26 protein-coding genes are annotated in these 22824 nt (G+C 71.1%); 11 read left to right on the top strand and 15 right to left on the bottom strand.

From position 1 onward, the window contains the following. Positions 1–87 precede the first annotated feature (87 nt). Positions 88–1674: a sialidase family protein gene (locus tag ABMQ42_RS00835; RefSeq protein ID WP_349720710.1), complete on the top strand. Its 1587-nt coding sequence runs from the start codon at positions 88–90 to the stop codon at positions 1672–1674. 100 nt (positions 1675–1774) lie between these two features. On the opposite strand, the gene ABMQ42_RS00830 is transcribed toward ABMQ42_RS00835, so the two are convergent. Both ABMQ42_RS00830 and ABMQ42_RS00825 read right to left on the bottom strand, forming a co-directional pair. After that, positions 1775–2830 carry an NAD-dependent epimerase/dehydratase family protein gene (locus tag ABMQ42_RS00830; protein WP_349720708.1) on the bottom strand — a complete coding sequence of 352 codons (1056 nt, stop codon included), beginning with the start codon at positions 2828–2830 and terminating at the stop codon, positions 1775–1777. A 3-nt stretch (positions 2831–2833) separates the two neighbouring features. Next, the gene (locus tag ABMQ42_RS00825) at positions 2834–3247 is read right to left on the bottom strand and encodes a cupin domain-containing protein (protein WP_349720707.1); all 414 of its coding nucleotides are present in this window, start codon (positions 3245–3247) and stop codon (positions 2834–2836) included. A gap of 88 nt (positions 3248–3335) precedes the next feature. On the opposite strand from ABMQ42_RS00825, the gene ABMQ42_RS00820 reads away from it, so the two are divergent. Further along, positions 3336–4583, top strand: coding sequence for an alpha/beta fold hydrolase (locus ABMQ42_RS00820; protein ID WP_349720706.1), 1248 nt, complete (start codon positions 3336–3338; stop codon positions 4581–4583). A gap of 15 nt (positions 4584–4598) precedes the next feature. Here the strand turns inward: ABMQ42_RS00820 and ABMQ42_RS00815 are convergent, their stop codons facing one another. The 4 genes from ABMQ42_RS00815 to ABMQ42_RS00800 all read right to left on the bottom strand — a co-directional run bounded on the left by ABMQ42_RS00815 (position 4599) and on the right by ABMQ42_RS00800 (position 8455). Continuing rightward, positions 4599–5768 (bottom strand): MalY/PatB family protein, encoded by a 1170-nt coding sequence (locus ABMQ42_RS00815; protein ID WP_349720705.1) that lies wholly within the window; start codon positions 5766–5768, stop codon positions 4599–4601. A 222-nt stretch (positions 5769–5990) separates the two neighbouring features. Then, entirely contained in the window at positions 5991–7013 is a 1023-nt protein-coding gene (locus ABMQ42_RS00810; RefSeq protein ID WP_349720704.1) for a zinc-dependent alcohol dehydrogenase family protein, read from the bottom strand. 188 nt (positions 7014–7201) lie between these two features. Beyond that, positions 7202–7750, bottom strand: coding sequence for a flavin reductase family protein (locus ABMQ42_RS00805; RefSeq protein ID WP_349720703.1), 549 nt, complete (start codon positions 7748–7750; stop codon positions 7202–7204). A gap of 90 nt (positions 7751–7840) precedes the next feature. After that, complete coding sequence (locus ABMQ42_RS00800; protein ID WP_349720702.1) at positions 7841–8455, bottom strand: NAD-dependent epimerase/dehydratase family protein; 615 nt, start codon at positions 8453–8455, stop codon at positions 7841–7843. Positions 8456–8616: 161 nt separating this feature from the next. On the opposite strand from ABMQ42_RS00800, the gene ABMQ42_RS00795 reads away from it, so the two are divergent. The 4 genes from ABMQ42_RS00795 to ABMQ42_RS00780 are packed head-to-tail and all read left to right on the top strand — an operon-like array spanning position 8617 to position 12703. Further along, positions 8617–10047: an LLM class flavin-dependent oxidoreductase gene (locus ABMQ42_RS00795; protein ID WP_349720700.1), complete on the top strand. Its 1431-nt coding sequence runs from the start codon at positions 8617–8619 to the stop codon at positions 10045–10047. Further along, positions 10044–10871, top strand: a complete 828-nt coding sequence (locus ABMQ42_RS00790) for an ABC transporter permease (protein ID WP_349720699.1) — start codon at positions 10044–10046, stop codon at positions 10869–10871. Before ABMQ42_RS00795 ends, ABMQ42_RS00790 begins: the two co-directional genes overlap by 4 nt. Before the next feature lie 30 nt (positions 10872–10901). Further along, a complete protein-coding gene (locus ABMQ42_RS00785) occupies positions 10902–11921 on the top strand; it encodes an ABC transporter substrate-binding protein (protein WP_349720698.1) in 1020 nt (339 codons plus the stop codon). Then, positions 11921–12703 carry an ABC transporter ATP-binding protein gene (locus tag ABMQ42_RS00780; protein ID WP_349720697.1) on the top strand — a complete coding sequence of 261 codons (783 nt, stop codon included), beginning with the start codon at positions 11921–11923 and terminating at the stop codon, positions 12701–12703. The genes ABMQ42_RS00785 and ABMQ42_RS00780 overlap by 1 nt, the downstream gene beginning before the upstream one ends. Before the next feature lie 5 nt (positions 12704–12708). On the opposite strand, the gene ABMQ42_RS00775 is transcribed toward ABMQ42_RS00780, so the two are convergent. Continuing rightward, entirely contained in the window at positions 12709–13488 is a 780-nt protein-coding gene (locus ABMQ42_RS00775; protein WP_349720696.1) for a sulfurtransferase, read from the bottom strand. A 258-nt stretch (positions 13489–13746) separates the two neighbouring features. Here ABMQ42_RS00775 and ABMQ42_RS00770 point away from each other — a divergent pair, with 258 nt between their 5' ends. From ABMQ42_RS00770 to ABMQ42_RS00760, 3 genes are all read left to right on the top strand, one after another. Further along, the gene (locus ABMQ42_RS00770; RefSeq protein WP_349720695.1) at positions 13747–14910 is read left to right on the top strand and encodes a trans-sulfuration enzyme family protein; all 1164 of its coding nucleotides are present in this window, start codon (positions 13747–13749) and stop codon (positions 14908–14910) included. Between the two features lie 89 nt (positions 14911–14999). Beyond that, a complete protein-coding gene (locus tag ABMQ42_RS00765; protein ID WP_349720693.1) occupies positions 15000–15650 on the top strand; it encodes an acyl-CoA synthetase in 651 nt (216 codons plus the stop codon). Then, entirely contained in the window at positions 15647–16126 is a 480-nt protein-coding gene (locus ABMQ42_RS00760; RefSeq protein ID WP_349720691.1) for a hypothetical protein, read from the top strand. The genes ABMQ42_RS00765 and ABMQ42_RS00760 overlap by 4 nt, the downstream gene beginning before the upstream one ends. Positions 16127–16332: 206 nt before the next feature. Here ABMQ42_RS00760 and purB read toward each other — a convergent pair whose 3' ends face one another. Next, positions 16333–17709, bottom strand: a complete 1377-nt coding sequence (purB, locus tag ABMQ42_RS00755; protein WP_349720690.1) for an adenylosuccinate lyase — start codon at positions 17707–17709, stop codon at positions 16333–16335. Positions 17710–17739: 30 nt separating this feature from the next. Then, positions 17740–18246 carry a low molecular weight protein-tyrosine-phosphatase gene (locus tag ABMQ42_RS00750; protein WP_349720688.1) on the bottom strand — a complete coding sequence of 169 codons (507 nt, stop codon included), beginning with the start codon at positions 18244–18246 and terminating at the stop codon, positions 17740–17742. A gap of 22 nt (positions 18247–18268) precedes the next feature. On the opposite strand from ABMQ42_RS00750, the gene ABMQ42_RS00745 reads away from it, so the two are divergent. Together ABMQ42_RS00745 and ABMQ42_RS00740 are read left to right on the top strand one after the other, a co-directional pair. Further along, complete coding sequence (locus tag ABMQ42_RS00745) at positions 18269–18646, top strand: hypothetical protein (protein WP_349720686.1); 378 nt, start codon at positions 18269–18271, stop codon at positions 18644–18646. Continuing rightward, positions 18646–20079, top strand: a complete 1434-nt coding sequence (locus tag ABMQ42_RS00740; protein WP_349720685.1) for a hypothetical protein — start codon at positions 18646–18648, stop codon at positions 20077–20079. Before ABMQ42_RS00745 ends, ABMQ42_RS00740 begins: the two co-directional genes overlap by 1 nt. A 16-nt stretch (positions 20080–20095) precedes the next feature. On the opposite strand, the gene ABMQ42_RS00735 is transcribed toward ABMQ42_RS00740, so the two are convergent. From ABMQ42_RS00735 to ABMQ42_RS00710, 6 genes are read right to left on the bottom strand one after another with little or no spacing between them, the layout of a single operon-like run. After that, positions 20096–20500 carry a PIN domain-containing protein gene (locus tag ABMQ42_RS00735; RefSeq protein ID WP_349720683.1) on the bottom strand — a complete coding sequence of 135 codons (405 nt, stop codon included), beginning with the start codon at positions 20498–20500 and terminating at the stop codon, positions 20096–20098. A gap of 3 nt (positions 20501–20503) precedes the next feature. Continuing rightward, positions 20504–20782, bottom strand: coding sequence for a hypothetical protein (locus tag ABMQ42_RS00730; RefSeq protein WP_349720681.1), 279 nt, complete (start codon positions 20780–20782; stop codon positions 20504–20506). A 41-nt stretch (positions 20783–20823) separates the two neighbouring features. Further along, positions 20824–21453 (bottom strand): DUF4166 domain-containing protein, encoded by a 630-nt coding sequence (locus ABMQ42_RS00725; protein WP_349720679.1) that lies wholly within the window; start codon positions 21451–21453, stop codon positions 20824–20826. After that, positions 21450–22142, bottom strand: a complete 693-nt coding sequence (locus tag ABMQ42_RS00720; RefSeq protein ID WP_349720678.1) for a DUF4166 domain-containing protein — start codon at positions 22140–22142, stop codon at positions 21450–21452. The genes ABMQ42_RS00725 and ABMQ42_RS00720 overlap by 4 nt, the downstream gene beginning before the upstream one ends. Continuing rightward, on the bottom strand, positions 22135–22617 hold the full coding sequence (locus ABMQ42_RS00715) for an SRPBCC family protein (RefSeq protein ID WP_349720677.1): 483 nt from the start codon (positions 22615–22617) through the stop codon (positions 22135–22137). The genes ABMQ42_RS00720 and ABMQ42_RS00715 overlap by 8 nt, the downstream gene beginning before the upstream one ends. Beyond that, complete coding sequence (locus ABMQ42_RS00710) at positions 22589–22756, bottom strand: hypothetical protein (protein ID WP_349720675.1); 168 nt, start codon at positions 22754–22756, stop codon at positions 22589–22591. The genes ABMQ42_RS00715 and ABMQ42_RS00710 overlap by 29 nt, the downstream gene beginning before the upstream one ends. Between the last annotated feature and the right edge of the window lie 68 nt (positions 22757–22824).

Genomic DNA, 22824 nt, shown 5'->3' with positions numbered 1-22824 from the left:
CGCTGATGCCAGTGTAATGCGGTGTTTTTACACCCGGTCCAGGAGGCGACGGCGGCCCGGCGCTCGCGCACCGCTTAGGGTGGGCGTATGCGTGCCGAGACATCTGATGTCCTCATCGCCCGGCGAGGCGAGGGCGGTTACGCGCAGTACCGCATCCCCGCCCTCGCCGTGACGACGGCGGGCACGGTGCTGGCCGCCTATGACGGGCGCCCGAACCTCGATGACCTGCCGAGCCCCATCGATCTGCTGCTGCGCCGCAGCACCGACGGCGGACTCACCTGGGGCCCGCAGCAGGTCGTGCGCACCGGGACAGGTCTGCAGGGGTTCGGCGACCCCTCGCTGCTCGTCGACGGCGACACCGGCCGCATCCTGCTCTTCCACGCCGCGGGCACCCTCGCCGGCTTCTTCGAGGCGGTCGAGGGCGTCGAGCCCGAAGACGCCGTGCAGCACGTCGACCTGTCGATCTCCGACGACGACGGCCTCACCTTCACGCACCGGCGCCTGACCGCACAGTTGAAGAGGCCCGGCGTCACCGGTGTCTTCGCCGCCTCGGGCACCGGTGTGCACATCACTCACGGGCCGTTCGCGGGCCGTCTCGTGCAGCCGATGGTGCTGCTCGAACGCGGCCGCATCACCGCGGCCGCCGCCTACAGCGACGACCACGGGGAGACGTGGATACTGGGCGTTGCGGTCGGCGGTGACACCAACGAATCGGCGATCGCGGTTCTGCCCGACGGATCGCTGCTGCTGCATTCGCGCGGCACACCGACGAGGCTGGCCGCGCGATCGCACGACGGCGGCGCGAGCTGGAGCGCGCCGGAGCCGATCGAAGGACTGCCCGATCCCAGCGACAACGGATCGCTCATCGCGCTGCCCCCGGGGGCCGCCGCAGAGGCCGCGGGCGCGGCATCCACTCTGCTCGTCTCGAGCAACCTCGACCCTCAGCTGCGCCGGCACACCGGCCTCAGCCTGTCACGCGACGGCGGCGCGACCTGGCCGCATCAGCTGATCGTGTGCGACGGCAGCAGCGGATACTCGTGCGCCGCCATGCTGCCCGACGGAGACATCGGCCTGCTCTACGAGCGCGAGGGGTACAGCGAGATCGTCTTCACGCGCGTCACGGCCGCCGAGATCGCGGCATCCGGCCCCGTCGATCCGGTGTCGGCGGGCATCGCCCCGCCCGAGCAGCCTCTGCTCGAGGTCATCCTGCGCTCGATCACCCCGGGCCTTCCTGCCGAGTGGGTGCCCGTCGGCGAGTATCACGTCTACCCCGTCGATACGGCGGGCGTCGACGCCAGCGCGTGGAAGGAGGTCGGCCAGGCCTACGCCGCCGCCGGGGGGATGATCCTCGGCACGCGCGAGGCGCAGCTGCGCAACTACGGCCCGCCGCGGCCGGGGCTGCGCGCGGGTGAAATCCTCGCCTTCCATGTGCGGGTCAGGATGCCGCGCGGCCAGGCCGCTGGTGGCGTGACGCTCGAGCATCCGGGCGGTACCGCGGGGCCGTTCGACATCGCCGCGGGCGGCAGCGCGGTGTTCGGCGCGCCGTACCCGACGCTGACCGTGAGCGACGCCGACGTGGCCGCCGGTCAGGTCGTCGCGCGGTTCGCCGTGCCTGCTCTGGGGCTGTCGGCCGAGCCGCGATACGCGACGGCGACGGGGCGCGCCCTGCCCTGAGGGCGCGTGGGCGCGCGCTCGCCGCGCGCCGAACCGTGAGACTGCAACGGGCGGACGAGACAGCGGGAAGCAACCACACTCTCACCCGTCCGTTGCAGTCTCACCGAGAAGAAGAAGGGGGCGCGGAAGGGATGGATGCCGCGGCCAGCGCCGCGTCGTCGAGCGCGTAGTCGAAGCGGCCCGTGAAGAACGGGTCGGCGTCGATCGCGGCCGAATCGGCCGGCGGCAGCGCCCGCAGCTCGTGCACGGTCGCCGCCACGGTCTCGGCGTAGGTGCCGACCGGCGTGTAGCCGATCCCTGCGGCGGCGCTCATGTCGAGGAAGAAGGGCGGCCAGGTGTCCCACGGGCTGCGGCCCCAGGCATCCGGCACCCCCTCGTCGAGACCCACGATCTCGAGCGGCAGCTTCGCCGCCGCGGCGATCGCCTGCGCGATGTCGGCGGCCGTGGGCGTGCCGGGATCGGCCGCGTTGAGCACGCGCGTCGCCGGCCGCTCGGCGCACACCCGCACGAGGCGCGCGAGGTTCACCGCCGCCGTGGGATGGTTGCCGGTGCGCCCGCCGTGCGCGAGCGGCAGACGCGTGCGCCCATCGCGCAGGCGCCGCACCACGAACCACTCGCGCGGGCGGGACGATCCCGGTCCGTGGATGCGCGACGGGCGCAGGATCGAGACGGGACAGGATGCCGCCAGCAGCGTCTGCTCCATCGCGACCTTGTTCGTGCCGTAACCGAGCCGCGACTGGTACTCGCCGGAGAAGTCGGGCTCGAGAGTCGCCGTGGTCTCGACGACCGGCCCGCCGAAGTCGGGCGGATCGTCGCTGTTCGAGTGGCGGCCCTGCGCGTCGACGTAGACGGCTTTGCTTGACAGGGCGACGATCGCGCCCAGGCCTGCGGCGCGTTCGACGAGCAGCTGCGCGTGCGCGGCTGTATAGGCGACGCAGTCGACGACCAGGTCGGCGCCGCCCGCCAGCACCGCGTCGAGGTCGGCGGCGTCGCCGCGGTCCGAGCGCACGAAATCCACGCCCGACGCCCCGAGCTCGGCGGGGAAGTGCGCCGCGTCACGACCCGTGCCCGTGACATCCCACCCCGCGTCGACGAGCTCGCGCGCGATCGCACGCCCCGTCATCCCGCTGACGCCGAGGACGATCGCCTTCGTCACGCGCTACTCGGCCCAGGGGGCGGGGCGTTCGCGGTCGAGCGCGCCGTCGTGTCCGACGTTCTCGAGCGTGTCGCCGCCGGCGCGGATGCACATCCACCGCAGGTCTTCCGGGCTGTCGGGCAGCGCGCGCAGGATGCGCATGACGCCCTGCCCGACGCGGACGACGGTGCCCGGCTGCACGTCGACGACCTCGTCGTCGAGACCCATCTGCCCGACGCCGCCGAGGAAGACGTAGACCTCCTCGATCCGGTCGTGGGAGTGCCAGAACGGCGACTGGTCGCCCGGGGCCGTCGCATTGGCCGAGACGCCGATGTACTGCGTCGGGATCAGCTTGTCGACGAACTGCTTGCCGGGGCGGTCGCCCGCCTGCAGCCATGTGTCGAGTCCGCCCAGTTGCGCCACGTCGTAAGAGGTCATTCCCCGACACTAACCCCGCCCGGGAGACGCCGGCGGCGGCATCCATCCCCATCCGTCGACCGGTGGAAGCCCGAATAGACTCGACGGCATGGCCGTCACCACGCGTCGCATGCAGGACCTCACCGTCGAAGACCACACCATCACCGTGCCGCTCGTCTGGGGTGACGACACCGACACCCGCACGATCGAGGTGTACGCCGCGGTCATCGCCCGAGAGGGAGGTGCGGACCTGCCGTACCTCGTCTACCTGCAGGGCGGCCCGGGCAGTGAGGCGCCGCGTCCGTATCACGCGCCGGTGGCGCCGTCGTGGCTGGATGCCGCGCTCGAGCACTACCGCGTCGTGATGATCGACCAGCGGGGCACCGGTCGCTCGACGCCCATCGGCGACGCCGATCTCGCCCGCGGCACCGACGAGCTCGCCGAGTACATCACGCACCTGCGCGCCGACGGCATCGTGCGCGACTGCGAGGCGCTGCGCGAGCACCTGGGGGCCACCACCTGGAGCGTGCTGGGCCAGTCGTTCGGCGGCTTCACGACGCTCGCCTACCTGTCGACCGACGCCTCGTCGCTGCGCGAGGTGTTCTTCACGGGTGGGTTGTCGGCGATCGGCCGTCACCCCGACGAGGTCTACGCGCTCACGTACGACAAGCTGCGTGACGGGTCGGAGCGCTACTACCGGCGCTTCCCGCATCACCGCGACACCGTGCGGCGCCTCGCCGACCTCACCGACGCGGGAAAGATCGTGCTGCCCGACGGCGAGGTCGTCGCGACCTCGCGGCTGCGTTCGCTCGGGATGCTGCTGGGCAGCAACCACGGATGGCAGACGCTCCACCACCTGCTCGACGAAGAGCCGCACACCAACGCGTTCCGGCACGATCTGGCCGCCGCGCTGCCGTACGGCACGCGCAATCCGCTGTACATGGTGTTCCACGAGTCGAGCTATGCCGACGGCTCCGCCACGCGCTGGTCGGCCGACCGCGTCGAGCCCGATGACTTCCGCGAGGACGTCACCCTGCTGACCGGCGAGCACGTGCGCCGCGAGTGGCTCGACACGGTGCCCGGGTTCCGGCCGTGGAAGGACGTCACCCTCGCCCTGGCCGAGCACGAGTGGCCGCGGGTGTACGACGCCGACGCGCTGCGCGCCTCGGGCGCGCACGGCGCGGCGGCCGTCTACGTCAACGACCTCTACGTGCCGGTCGAATACTCGCTCGAGACGCTCGAGCTGCTGCCGGGCGTGACGCCGTGGATCACCAGCGAGCACGAGCACTCGGGTCTGCGCGAGGGCGATGTGCTGCCGCACCTGCTCGATCTCGCGCACGGCCGCCGCGTGCGCTGAGCGGCGGGCCTCGCGCTACCGCGCGGCCAGCGCTGCGCCCATGCGCTCGACGGCGGTGCGCAGCAGTGGCCGCGGCATCGCCAGGTTGAAGCGCATCGAGCCCGCGCCGGCGTCGCCGCACAGGGCGCCGTCGGTGCCGGCGACCTTCGCCTGCTCGAGGAAGAACTCGGCCGGGTGGTCGCCCAGTTGCAGCTCTCGGCAGTCGAGCCACGCGAGATAGGTGCCCTCCGGGGGCAGGTAGCGCACACCGGGCAGGTGCTCGGCGACGAGCTCGCTCATCAGGGTGCGATTGCCGTCGAGATATCCGACGACGTCGGCGAGCCACCCGCGCCCGTCCGTGTAGGCGGCGGTGTTGGCGACGAGGCCCGGGTTGCTGGCGCCGTGCTCGGCGGTCATCGACCGGCGGTTGTCGGCCCAGGCTGCGGCATCCCGATCATTCGACAGGATCAGCTGCGCGCACTTCAGGCCGGGCAGATTCCAGGCCTTCGAGGCGGAGGTCGCCGTGACGGTGTGGGATGCCGCGGCCGCCGACACCGATGCGTACGGCACGTGCTGCGCGGTGGGGTACACCAGCGGCGAATGGATCTCGTCGGAGAACACCTTCGCGCCGTGCCGCTCGACGACCTCGGCGACGGCGAGCATCTCGTCGGGCGTGTAGACCTTGCCGATCGGGTTGTGCGGATTGCACATGACGAGCAGCCCGCCGCCGTCCGCGAACGCGCGGTCGATGCCGTCGAGGTCGAGGTGCCAGCCGGCGTCGTCGCGCAGCATCGGCACCTGGATGACCTCACGCCCATGCACGGCCGGGATGGTGAGGAACGGCATGTACGCGGGTGTCGGGAGCACGATGGCGCTGCCGGGCGTCGTGAACAGCTCGATGACCGCCGACAGCCCCGAGAGCACGTCGGCGAGCGGGCGCACGCGCTCGACGGGGACGTCCCACCCGTATGCATCGCGCTGCCAGTCGGCGCACGCCTGCGTCATGGCCTCGACGAGCCCGCTCGGCGGATAGCCGAACAGACCGCCGTCGACCCACTCGTGCAGCGCGCTGCGCACGGCCGGGGCGGTGCCGAAGTCCATCTCGGCGACGAACGCGCCGATCGCATCGGGGAATGCCGACCACTTCATGCCGCCGATGCGGCGCAGCTCGGCTTCGGTGATGTCGTCGAACGGGGAGGAGCTCATCCCTCCATCATCGTCTGCTCGGGATGCCGCGGGCACACCCTCGCGCGGGGCGCGCGGGTGCGCGGCGCGGCGCGCGCGGCGCGGGTTCGGGTGTGCGGCGCGAGGCGCGGGGCGCGGGTTCGGGTGTGCGGCGCGAGGCGCGGGGCGCGACACAGTGTTTTTCGGTATTGAACTTCCGGTTCACACAGCCCCGCGGGGTGTCGCGCCTGGCGTTCCACAGGGCTACGGCATCAGCAGCGTCTTGATCGCGCGCCGCTCGTCCATGGCGCGGTAGCCCTCGGCGACCTCCGACAGCGGGAGCGTGAGGTCGAAGACGAGCCCCGGCTCGATCTCGCGGCGTTCGATGCGATCGATGAGGTCGGGCAGATAGCGCCGCACGGGCGCCGGTCCGCCGAACAAGTGCACCTCGCTGGAGAACAGCAGGTCGCCCGGCAGCGAGACCCCGTGCGAGACGCCCACGAAGCCGACGTGCCCGCCGGCCCGCGTCGAGCGGATCGCCTGCAACATCGACTCCTGCGTGCCGACCGCCTCGATGACGCTGTGCGCGCCGAGGCCGCCCGTCATCTCCTTGATGCGTTCGACGCCCTCATCCCCGCGCTCGGTGACGATGTCGGTCGCGCCGAAGCGCTGTGCCAGCTGCTGCCGGTCGGCGTGCCGGCTCATCGCGATGATGCGCTCGGCGCCGCGCGCCTTGGCGGCGAGCACTCCGAGCAGTCCGACGGCGCCGTCGCCGACCACGACCACGGTCTTGCCCGGCTCGACGGCGGCGGCTTCTGCGGCGAACCAGCCGGTGCCCAGCACGTCCGACGCGGCCAGCAGCGACGGGATCAGGTCGGAATCGGGATCCCCGTCGGCCGCGACGAGCGTGCCGTCGGCCCACGGCACGCGCAACCGCTCGGCCTGGGCGCCCAAGGAACCCATCGGAACCACATTCACGCAGCGGGACGGGTACCCGGCTCGGCAGATCTCGCAGGTGCCGTCCGAGGCCATGAACGACCCGACGACGACGTCGCCGGGCTTCAGTGTCTGCACGTCGGAGCCGATCTCCTCGATCACGCCGACATACTCGTGGCCCATGTGCAGCGGGCGTTTGATCGGGTTGAGGCCTCGGTATGTCCACAGGTCGGACCCGCACACGCACGTCGCGATCATGCGGATCACGGCGTCGGTCGGCTTCTCGATCGTGGGATCGGGGCGCTCTTCGTAGCGCACATCGCCCGGTGCGTGGATGACGGCTCCGTACATGGGGACCTCCTCGGTTCGCCTCCCCATTCTTGCGCGCCGCGTCCTCACCCGCCGAGGTCGCACCGTATCTCGCGAGGTCGCACCGAACTTCGCGAGGTCGCGCCGTATCTCGCGAGAACACATGCGACCTCGCGAGAACACATGCGACCTCGCGAGAACACGTGCGACCTCGCGAGGTCGCGCCGCCGCTATGCGCTGAGTTCGATCCGCGAGTGCGCGCCGAGGCGGTGCCAAGACCGGTCGTGGTACACGAGCGCGCCGCCGTCTGCGGCATCCCGCGTCACCTGCGCCTGCAGGGCGTGCGCCGCGATCACCGTCGAGCCGCCGGCATCCATCCTCCCGATCACCGCGCACCGCACCCACGCCCGCACGTCCGCGTAGACCGGCTCGCCGGTGATCAGCCGCGACCAGCGGTCGGTGTCGGCGAACCGGTCGACGCCGCTGGTCGCACCGAGCCGGGCGAGCGACAGGTCATCGGCGTCGAGCAGATGCACCACGACGGTGTCGGCGCGCACGAGCACCGATGACGCCGACGACAGCTGCGACACCGAGAACACGAGCAGGGGCGGCGATGCGCTCACCGACGCGACCGAGGTGGCGGTCAGCGCCACCGGTCCGTCGCCGGCGTCGGCCGTCACGACGGCCACGCCACCCGGGTGTCCGCGGAACAGGGCTTTGAACTCGTCCGAGCCGAGCGACGCGAAGCCGATCGGCTCGGAGGTTGCAGGAATGCTCATGCATGGTGACGGTACGGACGCCCGCCCGCGTTCGCACCGGTCGTGACGGAGAGCGTCACACCCGTGAAACACAGCGTCACGGGGGAATGTTCAGTCGATGGATGCCGCGAGCCGGCGCATTCCGTCGTCGGTGAGCTCGAGCACACCGGTGGGCTCGGTCAGCGCGTCGACGGTCTGCTCGGCGGCGCGGTCGATCTGGATGCGCGGCTCGTTCGGCACCGTGTCGGGGTGGTAGGTGCCCTCACCGTAGAACTGGCCGTACCGCAGCACGACGCCGCCGGCGGCGAGCACCGATCGCTCGAGCTCGGCGACCGACTCCTGACCGGGCCCCGGAGGCATCGGCCACGCGACGCTCTGGGCGAGGATGCGTGCGGTCGCCGCGGCCCGCGCGGCCGCGAGCAGATTGTGCGTGCCCTCGATGCGGATGCGCGCGTGGCGGGCACGGTACGCCTCGATCTGCGCGGCGTCGTCGGGCAGATCGGTGAGCTCGTGCAGCACCGCGTCGGGCTGGTACTCGGCGACCGCGCGGGTGAGCGCCGCGGCGTCGTACACGTCGCACACGACGGGGCTCGCGCCCAGCTCGGCGATGATCGCGGCGTTCTCGCTGGTGCGGGTGAGTCCCGCGACGTCGTGCCCGGCGACCCGCAGCAGCGGCACGAGGCGCCGACCGATGACGCCGGACGCCCCGGCGAGGAAGATGCGCATGCCCCGATCGTAGGCCGGTCGCCGAATATGACGATCCGCCTGCGCACATTTCATCGCGAGGCGCCCGATGACGAAGTGACGCATCGCGTGACACGACTGCTCGCGACCCTGTCGGACGTGGGGCTAGCTTCGCAGCTCACACCTCACGACGGGAGAAGGACATGACCGCTCACACGCGCAAGAAGCTGCGGATCGGACTGGCCGCGTACGGCACGGGTTGGGACCTGCGGGCCTGGCGACTGCCCGAGGCCAACAATCAGGGACTCATCGATCCGAGCGTGATCACCGACATCGCCCGCATCGCCGAGCGCGGCAAGCTCGACTACATCTTCGCGGGCAGCTCGCTGGGCAGCGAACCCGACAGCGTGCAGCGCATCCATCGCTGGGACAGCAACGTGTTCGGCGGTTTCGCCGCCGCGGTCACGAAGAACGTCGGATTCCTCATCTCGGTGAACTCGTCGTTCGAGCACCCGTTCACGGTCGCGCGGCAGATCGCGACACTCGACAACTTCTCGCGCGGCCGTGCCGCGCTCAACATCGTGTTCGGCATCGACCGGTCGGGCGGACCCGAGCTGAACTACGAGGGCGAGAACATCCCGACCGAGCAGACCAAGTACACGCGTGCCCGCGAGTTCACCGTCGCGCTCAATCAGCTGCTGGGCAGCTGGGATCGCGACTTCATCCTCGATGACAAGGAGGGCGGGACCCTCGTGCGTCCGGGATCGTGGCGGCGCATCGACTTCCGCGGCGACTTCTTCTCGGTGCGCGGGCCGCTCAACGCGCCGCCGCCCGTGCAGGCGCAGATCCCCAACGTGCACGTGGGAACCTCCGGCGAGTCCCTCTCATACGGGGCAGAGCTCGCGCATGTGCGGTTCTCGCCGTACTTCGGCCTCGAGGGTGGCCGCCGGCAGTACCGTGCCCACAAAGATCGCATCGCGGCACTCGGGCGCGACCCGGAGGCGTTCAAGATCATTCCCGGCATCACGCCGTTCATCGGCGGCACACGACGGGAGGCGCGCGAGAAGTTCCGCGAGATCCAGGCGTTCCAGGTGACCACGCAGCTCCCGGCCGCGTATTCGCGGGCGTTCGGCCTCGACCTCCGCGAGATCGACGAGAACGAGCGTGTGACCGCGCTGATCGACTTCGACACGGTCGGCCCCGACACGCTCAAGGATCTGGTCGGCGACCAGTCGACGCGAATCGCCGGGCAGCACCGCCTGCAGGACGACGATCGGCTGTGGTTGAGGGATGTCGTCATCCCGACCCTCGGCGAGGATCTGACGCTCGCCGACCTGTACCGGTTCACGGTGAACCACCGGTACGCGCAGGGGGCGGTGGTGGGGGATGCCGCATACCTCGCCCAGTGGTTGGAAACCCACTTGGAGGAGCAGGCGCTGGACGGTGTGCAGGTGTTCCCGCCGTACCACCGCGGTCCCGCCGACGTCTTCGTGGATCAGGTCGTTCCGCTCCTGCAGCAGCGCGGGATCTTCCGCACCGAGTACGAGTCCGACACGCTCGCCGGCAACCTCGGGACCGCCGACGACGCGCTCGTCCCGACGCCGGGCGGCCTGGCCGAGAGCGATGCGGCATGACGGCGGCGACGGCTGAGCGGGTGGCGGCCGCCCCGACCGCGCGCCGGCGCACTCCGGCGGTCAGCCGCGCCACCGTCACCCGGGTGCTCGGCCAGGTTCTCGTCGTCGTCGCACTGCTCGCCTTCGCGCAGTGGCTGGTCGACAGCCACACGGTCCCCGCGGTGTACCTGGCCTCGCCCACGCAGGTCCTGGCGCAGTTCCCGGTGCTGTTCACCGAGCAGGACCTCCTGCTGCACACGGGCATCACGCTGTTCGCCGGTGTCGTGGGGACGACGCTCGGCGTCACGGTGGGCGTGCTGCTGGGGATCTGGTTCGGGCTCGCACGCAGGGCCGAGCAGTTCTTCAGCCCGTTCGTCAGCGCCGTGTACGCGGTGCCGAAGGTCACGCTGATTCCGCTGCTCACGCTCTACCTGGGCCTCGGCATCGGCCACAAGATCGCGGTCGTGTTCCTCTTCTCGCTGTTCGTGCCGCTGTTCAACACGATGGCCGGCATCAAGAACGTCGATGAGAAGCACGTCAAGGTCGCGCGGGCGGCCGGCGCCACCCGTGCGCAGATCGTGCGAAAGGTCATCCTGCCCTCGGCCACGGCGTCGATCGTGACGGCCGTGCGGATCGAGGCCGCCGGCATCCTCGTGATCACGATCTTCGCCGAGATGGTCGCCTCCACCGGCGGCCTGGGCTACCTCGTCGAACGTGCGGTCGGGCTCTACGACACTCCGAGCCTGTTCGCGCTCATCATCTACGTCACCCTCTTCGCGGTCGCGATCATCGGCATCGTGAACGCCCTCGAACGACGGTTCTTCCTTCGCTGGAAGCATCGCTGACCCACTGCACCACCACACCAAGGAGTCACCATGTTCCGACCTGCACGCGCGCTCGGCGCGATCGTCCTCGCCGCGGCAACCGCCCTGGCCCTCTCATCCTGCGCCGCCGCCGAGGCGGCCCCCGCGGACGGGCTGCAGACCGTCCGCCTGCCCGACGCCACCGAGTATTCGCAGCTTCCCCTGCGGTACGGCGAGGAGCACGGCATCTTCAAGAAGAACGGGCTCACGGTCGATTGGGTCCAGACCGACGACACGGTCGTCTCCGCGGGAGCCGGCGACGTCACGATCGCCTTCGGCCCGACCACGAGCCACCTGCGGGCCGCGGCATCCGGCGCCCCCATCCGCATCGTCGGCGCCGGATTCCGCACCAAGGGGCCCTTCTGGCTGATCGCGCGCAAGGGCATCAACAGCATCGAAGACCTCAAGGGGAAGACGGTCGGCATCGCGGTCGCGGGATCGGGGATGGAGACGTACGCGCTCGAGATCCTCAAGGCGCACGGCCTGTCGGCGTCCGATGTGACGACGGTCGCATCAGGCGTGAACGAGACGGCGTACGGCGCCGTCACGACGGGCCGCGTCGACGCGACGATCATCCATCAGCCCTTCGCCGCCCTCGGCGAGATCGAGGGGACCACGACGACGCTCGCGCGCGGCTGGGAGTACCTGCCCACCTATCAGACGGGTGATCTCATCGCCGGTACGAAGACCATCGCCGACCAGCCCGAGCTGCTGCGCAAGACACTGAAGGCCTACTACGAGTCGTATGACTACGCGAAGGCGCATTACGACGAGTACCTCCCGTGGCTGAAGAAGCATCTGCCGTCGATCAACCCCGACGCCGTGGCGAAGGCGATCTCCCTCGAGGACGTGATCTGGGAGGACAACGCGAACCTTGATCTCGACGCGATCGACGCCAGCCAGGACATCGAGATCGAGGTCGGTCACCAGAAGGAGCGGTATGACACGCGCAAGTACGTCGACCTCGACTTCATCCCGAAGGAGTTCGTGAAGCCCTTCACGTACCCCGACCCCCAGACGGCGGGTGAATGATGAGCGCCGTGTTCACCGTCTCGGGCGTCACGCGCCGGTTCGAATCGGCGGCACGGACCACCCTCGCGCTCGACGACATCGATCTCGAGGTGCAGGACGGCGAGTTCCTCGTGCTTCTGGGCCCGAGCGGCTGCGGCAAGAGCACCCTGCTGGAGCTGCTCGCCGGCCTCCAGTGCCCCGACGCGGGGCGGGTCGCCTTCGGCGGTGAGACCGTCGAGGCGCCACGGCCCGATGTCGGGGTGGTGTTCCAGGATGCCGCGCTGTACCCCTGGCGGACGGTGCTGCGCAATGTCGCCCTGCCTCTGGAGATCGCGGGGGTGCCGCGCCGAGAACGGGAGGGGCGCGCCCGGCGGCAGCTCGAGCGCGTGGGGCTCGGCGACTTCGTCGAGAGCTATCCGGGAGAGCTCTCGGGTGGGATGCGGCAGCGGGCGGGAATCGCCCGCGCACTGACGCAGGAGCCGGACGTGCTGTTGATGGACGAGCCCTTCGGAGCGCTCGATCACCTGACCCGGGTCCAGTTGCAGGAGGATCTGCTGGAGCTCTGGTCCGAGCAGCGCCGCACCGTCGTGTTCGTCACGCATGACGTGGGCGAGGCCGTGTACCTGGCCGACCGGATCGTGGTGCTCTCCGCGCGCCCCGGGCGCATCCGGGCCGAGTTGCCGGTGCGGGCCGCGCGCCCGCGGCTGCACGGCGACCCCGAGCTCATCGCCCTGGAGTCGGAGGTGTATCGGATCCTGCGTGAGTTCGAAGACCCGCTCGACGACCCCGAGTACTTCCTCTGACCGGGTCAGGCCTCGGAGGGCAGCCCCTGCCGGGACCAGTGCGACCACGAGCCGACGTACAGCGGGGCGGTGATCCCGAGGGCCGCCAGCGCGAAGACCGTGCCGGCGGCCGCGACGCCGCCGCCGCAGTACGCGGCCACCGGCGCACCGCCCCGCACGCCCACCGAGGCAGCCCACTCCGCAAGGCGCTCGGGCGGCAGCAGGCGCCCGTCGTCGAACACCTCGCCACCCGGAGCGCTGGTGGCGCCGGGGATGTGCCCCTCGGCGAATGCGCGGTAGGGGCGGGCGTCGAGAAGGGTCGCCGCGCGGCCGAACTCGGCGGCTTGTGCGGCGTCGATCGGCGTGACGTCGGCCGGCCCCGCGGCCGGCGTTCCGGCCGACGCCGGTGCGCGTCGAGCGGCACTCCAGGCGGCCGCGCCGCCGTCGAGCACACGGACGTCGCGCAGGCCCGCGTTGCGGAAGACGAACCACCCGCGGGCGGCCGTCTTCGCGTCGTCGGGGTCGAGGTCGACGGCATACACGATGACGGGGCGCTCGGGATCCGCGCCCCATCGGCTGAGCGCGTCTGCGAGCGTGTCGGGGTCGGGCAACGGGTACCGGCCGGCATCCGGCCGCGGCCGCCCGGCGAGCACTCCGTTGTCGAGCGTCGCGAGCACGGCGCCGGGGATGGCCGGTGACCATTCGCCGTCCGGGGAGTGGAAGCGCGCCTCGACGAACAGCGCATCGACCGGGACGGTCTCGTCGGCCTCGATGAGGACGCGCGAGCGCGGGGAGAGGGATGTCATGACGAGACAGTAGGAGGGCCCGGCGGCAGCCCGCGCGACGGCGGTAACGTGATGTCGTTTTTCGTCATCCGCCGATCGTAGGAGGGAAGTCCCGGGCCGAGGCGCGCAGATCTGTCGCTGTTGCGCACGGTTTGCGCGGCGGCCGTGCAGGAGCGACAGATGCGGGCCCCGCCGTGGGGCAGGCGGGCCGGGATGCCGGGTGTCACGGTGTGACGCGGGCGCCGGGGCGCGGCATCCACCCCCGGATATCGTTGTCGCATGAGCGAGCCCGATCTCCACCCCGACACCGTGGCCGTGCACGCGGGGCGCGAGGGGCTCGCCGAGCTCGGCGTGCACGCGCTGCCGATCGACCTGTCGTCGACCAACCCGCTGCCCGACATCGAGCGCGGCGGCGACTCATACGAGGCGCTCACGGGTGGGCGGCGTCCGCCCGAAGACGGCAGCAACGTCTATGGGCGCCTCTGGAACCCGACGGTCGCCCGCTTCGAGCAGGCGCTCGCCGCCCTTGAGAGCGGCGACGAGGCCGTGGCGTTCGCGTCGGGCATGGCCGCGGTCACCGCCGCGGTACTCGCCCTGTGCGCGGCGACCGGCAAGCGGCACGTGGTCGGGGTGCGTCCGCTGTACGGCGGCACCGACTCGCTGCTCGCGGGAGAGCTGCTGGGCATCGAGCACACGTTCTGCGGAGTGGATGCCGTGGGCCGGGCGATCCGCCCCGACACCGGCCTCGTCATCATGGAGACCCCCGCCAACCCCACCCTCGACCTCGTCGACATCGCGGCGGTCGTCGCCCAGGCGGGGGAGGTGCCGGTGCTCGTCGACAACACGTTCGCAACTCCCGTGCTGCAGAATCCGCTCGCGCACGGGGCGCGCCTGAGTCTGCACAGCGCGACGAAGTACATCGGCGGACATGGCGACGTGATCGCGGGCGCCATCGCGTGCGATGCCGAGACCGCGATCGCGCTGCGCCGGGTGCGCACGGCGACGGGGTCGGTGCTGCATCCGCTGGCCGGATACCTCCTCCACCGCGGACTGACAACCCTGCCGGTGCGCATGCGCGCCCAGCAGGAGAACGCGCGCGCCGTGGCGGCGTTCTTGCGGCGGCATCCCGCCGTCTCGCACGTCTACTATCCCGACGAAGACACCACCGGCATCCTCGGCACGCAGCTGCGCGGGCCGGGCGCCATGGTCGCGATCGCACTGCGCGGCGGATACGACGCCGCCGAGCGGTTCACCTCGCGCCTGCGGATCTTCACGCATGCGGTCTCGCTCGGGGGAGTGGACTCGCTCGTGCAGCATCCGGCCGCCATCAGCCACCGGCATGTCGCGCCCGACGCGCGGCCCGGCGCCGACATCGTGCGGCTGTCGATCGGGCTCGAAGATGCGGGCGACCTCGTCGCCGACCTCGAGCACGCGCTGGCCTGATCCCTTGCTGAACCCCCGGTCGCGGCGCACGACTTAGACTGGTGGGGTCCGTCTCGCGCTCTGCGAGCCCCTTCCCTCGAGGATCCGCCGTGTCTTCTGCCTCCGCCGCGCGCCGCCCGTTCGAGGTGCGCCACCTGCAGATCGCGCGCGCGGTCGTTGCCGCGATCGCCGCCGCGATGATCACGTTCTCGTCCGACCACTCGGCGGCGCTCGGCCTGTCGGTGTTCAGCGGGTTCGCGATCCTGAGCGCGTTCATCATGATCGCCGCCGCGTGGATCGTCTACCCGTCCGGACGTCGCGGCCGCATCGTGCTGCTCGGCGCCGTCGACCTCGTCGCCGGCATGGTCGCGGGTGTCGCGACGCTGCGCAGCGACACGACGTTCTTCGTGCTGATCGCCGTGTGGGGTGTGCTCATCGGCGTGGTCGAGGGCATCATCGGGCTGCGCGATCGACGTGCCGAAGCGGCATCCACCCGTTCCGAAGCGCGCGACGCGATCTTCGTCGGTGCCCTGGGCGTCGTGCTCGCGCTCGCCCTGCTGTGCGTGCCGGCCGGCTATGCCCTGAACTACACGGTCGCCGAGGCGCACCAGACCTTCACCCTCACCGGCATCACCATCGGCGTCGGGATCTTCGGCGCCTACGCCGCGATCGCTGCCGTCTACCTCGGGATCGCCGGCTTCTCTCCCCGAAAGGACCCGGTCGCGGCCGTGTCCGATGAGCAATCCGGAGGTGCCGCGTGAGCGACCAGCGCCCCACCCGTCGTGACCTGATGAAGCCCGCGCAGCTGCTCGGGCTCGCCCTCATCGCCGCGCTGTTCGCCGGCGTCGTCACCCTCGTGTCGATGGGCTTCTTCCAGAAGCGGTACCCCGGCGAATCGGCTCACGCGCTCGTCGTGGGCGGCATCGTCGCGGGCATCACGTTCGTCGTCACGGTCGTCGTCATCGCGCTGCTGCTGCTCGTGGTGCAGCCCGACCAGATCGCCCACCCCGTCGACAAGCCCGTGCTCGTCGCGCGGGATGAGGCCGTCGAGCGGGAGGCTGCGGCGCGGGATGCCGCGGGCCGGGATGCCGCGGGCCGGGATGCCGCGGCGCGGGATGCCGCGGGCCATGATGCTGCGGGTCAGGCCGGTGCTGGTCAGGCCGGTGCTGGTCAGGCCGGTGCGGGCAAGCCCGACGACGGCGGGTCGACCGAGGGCGACTCTCAGCCCGGTCGCTGAGCCCTGGGCGCGGCATCCACTCCGCTTCCCCTGCGCTCGCGCGCCTCTTTCCTGCGTTCGCGCCCGTTTCCTGCGTTCGCGCCCGTTCTCGACGCGGCTCCTCTCCTCGCGCTGTCGCTTTTGACGTTCGCGCCCGCGATTCTCATGCGCGTTTGCGAATCTCAGTAGCGCGACGGAGTCCGGGTCCGCGAGCCCCGCGCGAGAACCTAGCCCCGCGCGAGCTGCTCGGCGACGCCCGTGTAGGTCGCGGGCGTCAGCGCGAGAAGGCGCTGCTTCGCGGCATCCGAGATATCCAGTCCCTGCACGAACTCGGCGAGCTGCTCGGCGCCGACGCGGTGGCCGCGGGTCAGGTCCTTCAGCAGCGCGTACGGGTCGGTGATCGACGAGTGTCCGGCGGCGATCTCGCCGCGCACCACGGTCTGGATGGCCTCGGCGAGCACCTCCCAGTTCGCGTCGAGATCGGCCAGCAGCACCTCGCGCGACAGCGAGATGGTGTCAAGCCCCCGCAGGAGGTTGTCGAGCGCGAGCAGCGAGTGCCCGAACGCGACGCCGATGTTGCGCTGCGTGGTCGAGTCGGTCAGGTCGCGTTGCATGCGCGAGGTCACGAGCGTCGAGGCGAGCGTCGTGAACAGTCCGCCCGAGATCTCGAGGTTCGCCTCGGCGTTCTCGAAGCGGATCGGGTTGATCTTGTGCGGCATCGTCGACGAGCCCGTGGCGCCGGCCACCGGGATCTGCGCGAAGAATCCGAGTGAGATGTACGTCCAGACGTCCGTCGCCAGGTTGTGCAGGATGCCGCCGGCATGCCGTGCGCGGTCGTACAGCTCGACCTGCCAGTCGTGCGACTCGATCTGGGTGGTCAGCGGATTGAAGCCGATGCCGAGCCCCTCGATGAACCCCTTCGACAGCGCCTGCCAGTCGACGGACGGCTCGGCGGCCAGATGCGCCGACCAGGTGCCGGTCGCCCCCGAGAACTTCGCGAGGTACTCGCCGCTCTCGATCTGGGCGGCCACGCGCTCGAGGCGCCACGCGAACACGGCCAGTTCCTTGCCCATGGTCGACGGGGTGGCCGGCTGCCCGTGGGTGCGCGAGAGCATCGGCGCGTCGGCGTGCTCGATGGCGAGGCCACGCAGCCGGGCGATGACCTCGCGCAGCTTGGGCAGCCACACACCGGTGACCGCGCGCTGCACGGTGAGGGCGTACGAGGTCGAGTTGATGTCTTCGCTCGTGCAGGCGAAGTGCGTGAGCTCGGCGACCGCGTCGAGCCCCAGCGTCGAGAGGCGGTCGCGCACGAGGTACTCGACGGCCTTCACGTCGTGGCGGGTGACCGCCTCCTTCGCGGCGAGCCAGTCGATCTCGGCCTGGCCGAAGTCCTCATAGAGCGCGCGCAGGCGCTCTTTGTCGGCATCCGCGAGCGGCGTCGTGCCGAACAGTGAACGGTCGGTGAGCGTGATCAGCCACTCGACCTCGACCTCGACGCGGGCGCGGTTCAGGCCCGCCTCCGACAGGTGCTCGGCGAGGCCTGCGACCACGTCGCGGTAACGGCCGTCGAGAGGGCTCAGGGGCTGAGGGGGCAGAGTGGTCACGGGTCTCCCGTCCGGCCGGCGCGCCACGACTCAATCGGTGGCGCGGATCGCGGGTTCGAGTTGCCGGAAGAGCGCCCGGCACGCACTCTCGATCATACCGAGCACGTCGTCGAACATCTCGGGAGCCGCATAGTAGGGGTCGGGCACATCGAGCGCCCCGTGCGCATTCGGATCGAACGAGCGCAACAGGGCGATCTTCGCCTCGTCCTCGTCGTCGCGCGCCCACTCGTGCAGCACGCGCTCGTGCCCCGTGTCGAGCGCCACGACGAGATCGTTGTCGTCGAAGTCGCGGTACGAGAACTGGCGGGCCCGGTGCGTGGATGCGTCGAAGTCGTGCCGTTGCAGCGCCGCCAGGGTGCGTCGGTCGGCGCGCTCGCCGACGTGCCAGTCGCCGGTACCCGCGCTCGACGAGACCACGCGGTCGCCGAGCCCGACCGATTCGGCGAACCAGCGGAACACCACCTCGGCCATCGGCGAGCGGCAGATGTTCCCGGTGCAGACGAACACCACCCGGAACGGAGCGGAACCACTGGTCATGCTTCCATTCTGGTGAGTCGGGATGCCGCGGCCCCGGATTTCGGGCCGGTTCCTCCCCACCGTCGGCATCGGGGCGGGTTGTCCACAGATCCGGGAGTGGACGGTTCGGGATGCCGCGGCCGCTGTCAGCCTCGAAGACATGGACCCCGTGCTGATGACGTTGGATGCCGCGCTGGCCGCACTCTGGGAGGTCGTCGAGACACTGCCGGCGATGCGCGCCGAGGGCATCGCGATCGCCGATGCGACCGCGTGGGAGTGCGACACGATGCGCCGGTTCCGCCGGCGCCTCGGCGCGTGGGACGACGCGATGGCGCAGCTGGCGGCGCGGCTCGCCGACGAGTGCGAGAGCCTGCGCGTCGCGCGGGCCGGGCGCGCGGCATCCCTCGCCGGAGCCGGGTGATGAGCGATGACATCGACATCCGCGACGGCGGGGTGGTCGCGGTCGACACGCAGACGCTGCGCGCGGCCGCCGCCCGCTGTGCCGCGCTGTCGGCGCGCGTCCGTGACGCCCGCGATCGGCTGGGCGATGCGGCGCGTCGCATCGACGCGCTGGGCGCCATCGGCGGCCCGGTGCGGACGACCGCGCACGAGATCCAGCAGTCATCGTGGATCACCGATGCGCAGCTCGACGACCTCGATGCCATCGCCGCCGATCTGCGTGCGGCGGCCGACACCCACGAGGTGGTCGAGCTGCGGGCGCGGGCCGCGATCCGGGCGACCCCCGGGCGGGTCGCGGGGGCGGCGACGGCACTGCTGGCGTTCGGGCTGCGGCATCCCGACGCCGTCGCGCGCGCCGACGAGGCCTCGGCCGCGCGTGACCTCGAGGTCGGTGCCGCGCTCACCGATGACGACAACCTCGGCACTCCCGCGGTGGGGGCGATGACCGCGATGGTGTCGCCGCTCGCGGCGCTCGCGCTGCTGGGCGCGGCGGGTGCGCTGCCCGAGATCGCGCAGGGCGCGCAGGCGCTGATCCGGCGGCTGCACGCGGGCACGATCGCGCCCGGTTCGCGGCTGGTGCCCAGCGGCGCCGCGGCGCGCGTGCGACGGACGGCGACCGAGGCCGATGTGGCTTCGCCCGACGGCCTCGCCGACGCGCTCGGGCGCATTCCGCACGACGATGCGCGTGTGCGCATCGAGACGTACACGATGCCCGACGGCACCATGCGCTACGCCGTGTATCTCGCGGGGACGCGCGAGTTCTCGCCGCTCGCCGACGGCACGGACCCGTGGGACATGACCTCGAACCTCCAGATGTACTTCGGGCAAGACTCGGCGGCGTACGAGGCGGTGAAGGCCGCGATGGTGGATGCGGGGGTTCCGGCCGGCGCGCGCGTCTACCTGTTCGGGCACTCGCAGGGCGGACTGATCGCCGACTGGCTCACCGTGCAGGGCGGGTACGAGGTGCCGCTCCTGGCGACCGCGGGTTCGCCCACCGAGGCGGCGGTCGGCGACGAGACGCTGAGCGTGCAGCTGCGGCACACCGATGACGTCGTGCAGAGCCTGGCCGGCGGCGGATCCGACGCGCGCGTGGGCGGCGAGGGCAGCATGGTCGTCGAGCGGGCGGGCACGCCGGGGGCTCAGCTGGGCGATCTCACCGACGCCGCGCATCACCTGACCGCCTACGTCGCGACCGCGAAGATGGTGGATGCCACGGCCGACCCCCGCGCCACGCGCATGCGGTCCGTGCTCGGTGAGCTGCGCGGCGCGACCTCCGTCACTGCGGTCGAGTATGACGCGACGCGGGTAACGCCGCCGTCACCGTCGAAGGGGGAGGCGACGAAGCGCGCGGCGCCGAGCCCGAGTCCGGCACCTTCACCCGGGCCGTCGCGCTAGCCGTCCTTCGCCCTGTTCAGCCTCGCGGAGAATCTTCGACGGGGTCGACGACCGCCAGCCCGAGGTGCGCGGCGACATTCTTCATCGTGCTGTCGTGGCTCGCGACGGTCACGGGCTCGCCGATGAGCAGCGCGGTCGCCACGTGCAGCGCGTCGAGGGTCTTGACGTGGCGCTCAATGGATTCGGCGATGCTGTGCGTCTCTCGCGTGATGTCGAGCAGGCCGACGCGGTCGAGCAGGGGCGCTGCGTCTCTCAACGGTCGCGAGTCGCGCCGGAGCACCCGAACAATCTCGGTGCGCAGGAGCCGGGATGACACATGGACAGTGTCGGCACGCGCCATCCATGACTGGAGCCGCATGCGTTCCGGCACATCGAGGATCGTGCGCAGGGCGACCGAAGAGTCCAGATAGACGAGTTCCACCGGTCAGTGGTCTCCGCGCAGTTCGTCGAGCAGGGCCTCGACGTCGGCGTCGGTGTACGCGGGGCCGCCCGGTGTCTCCGGCCACGGTGCAGGGGAGGCCGACGGTGGCGTGTAGCGGCCCTCGCTCTCGAGGCGGGTGAGCGGCGACTCCTCTTCGCGGAAGACGCTGATGCGCCACTGCGGCTTGCCGCGTTCGGTGACGACGAGGCCGTCCGCTGACGCGGCCTCAGCGAGGACCGCCGCCGTGTTCTGATTGAGCTCGCGCTTGGTCACGCTTCGCATACGACGATTGTACTACCTATGTCTGACAACGAGAGTGGCCGCTACGGCTCCCGTCGCCACACGAACGACCCGCGGTACTCCAGGACGGTGCCGAGCAGCGGGTTCGCTGCGCGAGCCGCGACGGTCTGCCGGCCGGTCGCCGCGTCGAAGCCATCGGTCACTTCGACGCGCACGGAGAGCACGCGCGGAAGAGGGATGCGCAGTCCGGCCAGCCGCAGCCACGCGCGTTCGGAGCGCAGGCGAAGGTACCCCTCATCGGTGACCGAGACCCGCAGCCGCAGCTCGACGCGGCGTGCGTCACCGAGCACGTTCGTGAGCGTGCCGGGCTCGTCGCCCCCGCGCAGCAGGTCGACGAACTCCTGGTCTCCGCGTGCGAAGTGCACGGTGCGGGTGGCGTGCAGTTCGACCGCACCGTCGGCCGTCTCGACGAGGCGGTTCTCGACACGGAAGGGCACGTCATACCCGTGCGCGGTCATCAGCAGCCGCGGCCCGACGAACGGACGCATCAGCAGCCCGAGCCGGCCGAAGCGGCTGCCGACGACCTCGAACACCCCCGCGCCGACGATCCGGTCGACCGGTCCGGCCGCATAGTCGCGGCACTCCGGGCGCAGCCCGTCGGCCGCCGGGCCGAGCGCCGCGAAGAAGACCGACCTCGCGGAGCGGCCGGTCACTCGCGCAGCTCCTCGCGGTACGGTTTCAGCGATACCGGCATGTCTGCGGCATCCGGGAACTCACACGTGAACTCGCCGCGATAGCCGAACAGCAGGCCGACGACGCGATTGCGCACCTCGAGATCGATCACGTAGCACCCGCGCTCGTCGTCGTAGTGCTCGGTGAGGTGGGCGCGACCGCTGAGCAAGAGGGGGAAGCGAAACGCGATCGGCCCCTCGTAGAAGCGCTGCTCGCCCGAGACCAGACGCAGCCCGCCGTGCTCGGTCACCGACAGGCCGAGGTCGACGGGCAGGTGCTGGTGCGTGCCGAGGTAGTCGACCACGCAATTGCGGCGCTCGCTGTAGATCATGGTGGCGTCGAAGCGGCGCCGCCGCCCCGGCCGCACCTGCATCGTGCGGATGAACGTCACCGTCTCGCGACCGAAGTCGTCGATGTACGGATCGTTGTCGATGCGGAACGGCACCTCCGACCCCGATTCGGGAAAGAGGATGTTGCGGGTCGCGCCCAGCAGCAGAAAGGGCCGTGCCCACCAGGGGCTGCGTCGGATCTCGTGCATCACGCCGGTGCCGACGCACGCGCGCCCGTTCGCGACGCTCACCCCGAACCGCCTCTGCATCATCGGGTGCAGCTTGTCGAAGTCGGCGCCGATGCCGCGTGCGAAGACGCCCGGTGCCTTCCCGTCAGTCATGGTCCTCGATTCGCGTCAGGGCCTCGGGGGCGTCGGTCATCACGTGCCGGGTCGACCGCCCTTCGGGCTCGGAGAGGCAGTTGCGTGCGCGGGCGCGCGGCCCGCCGAACCGCCACCACCGGATCTGCTCGGGTTCGGCCTCGCCTTCGGCCCACAGCCGCAGGCGGTCGAAGCTCCAGGCCGTCATGCGCCACACGATGCGCCGGATCAGCAGCCGGTCGAGCACCCGCCCGATCGCGCCGTACCCGGGTTCGTAGTCATAGCCGGTGATGAAGCGCACCCCCTCGGGATGGGGCACGTAGCGCCAGTACCCGCGGCCCGCGCCCAGCGGCGAGAGCCGGTCGTCGGTGTCGAACAGCAGCGCCGAGGTGCGCGCGCCGCCCGCCTGGCTCTTCTCGCCGAGCGAGACGCCGGTGCCGCGGATGGTGTGGATGCCGAGGTCGAGCTCATAGCCGGAACGTCTGAGCCCCGTCATCCCGCCGCCCCGTCGGGATGATCGCCGAGAACCGGGCGTCCCAGCGCGGGTGCTCGTCGGTGTTCTGCGTGAGCTCCCACACCCGCTCCATGGGGGCACGGATCAGGGTCTCGACGTAGAGCGGCCGGCGTTCCCCCATACGGTTCACCGTATCGAAGGGCGGGTGGATGCCGCGGCCCGCGGCCGGCCGGGAGCACCTCTCGCTGC

Origin of the sequence: Microbacterium sp. KR10-403, assembly GCF_040196215.1 — a bacterium.
Taxonomy (GTDB): domain Bacteria; phylum Actinomycetota; class Actinomycetes; order Actinomycetales; family Microbacteriaceae; genus Microbacterium.
This window is presented reverse-complemented; position numbering and strand designations above follow the sequence as displayed.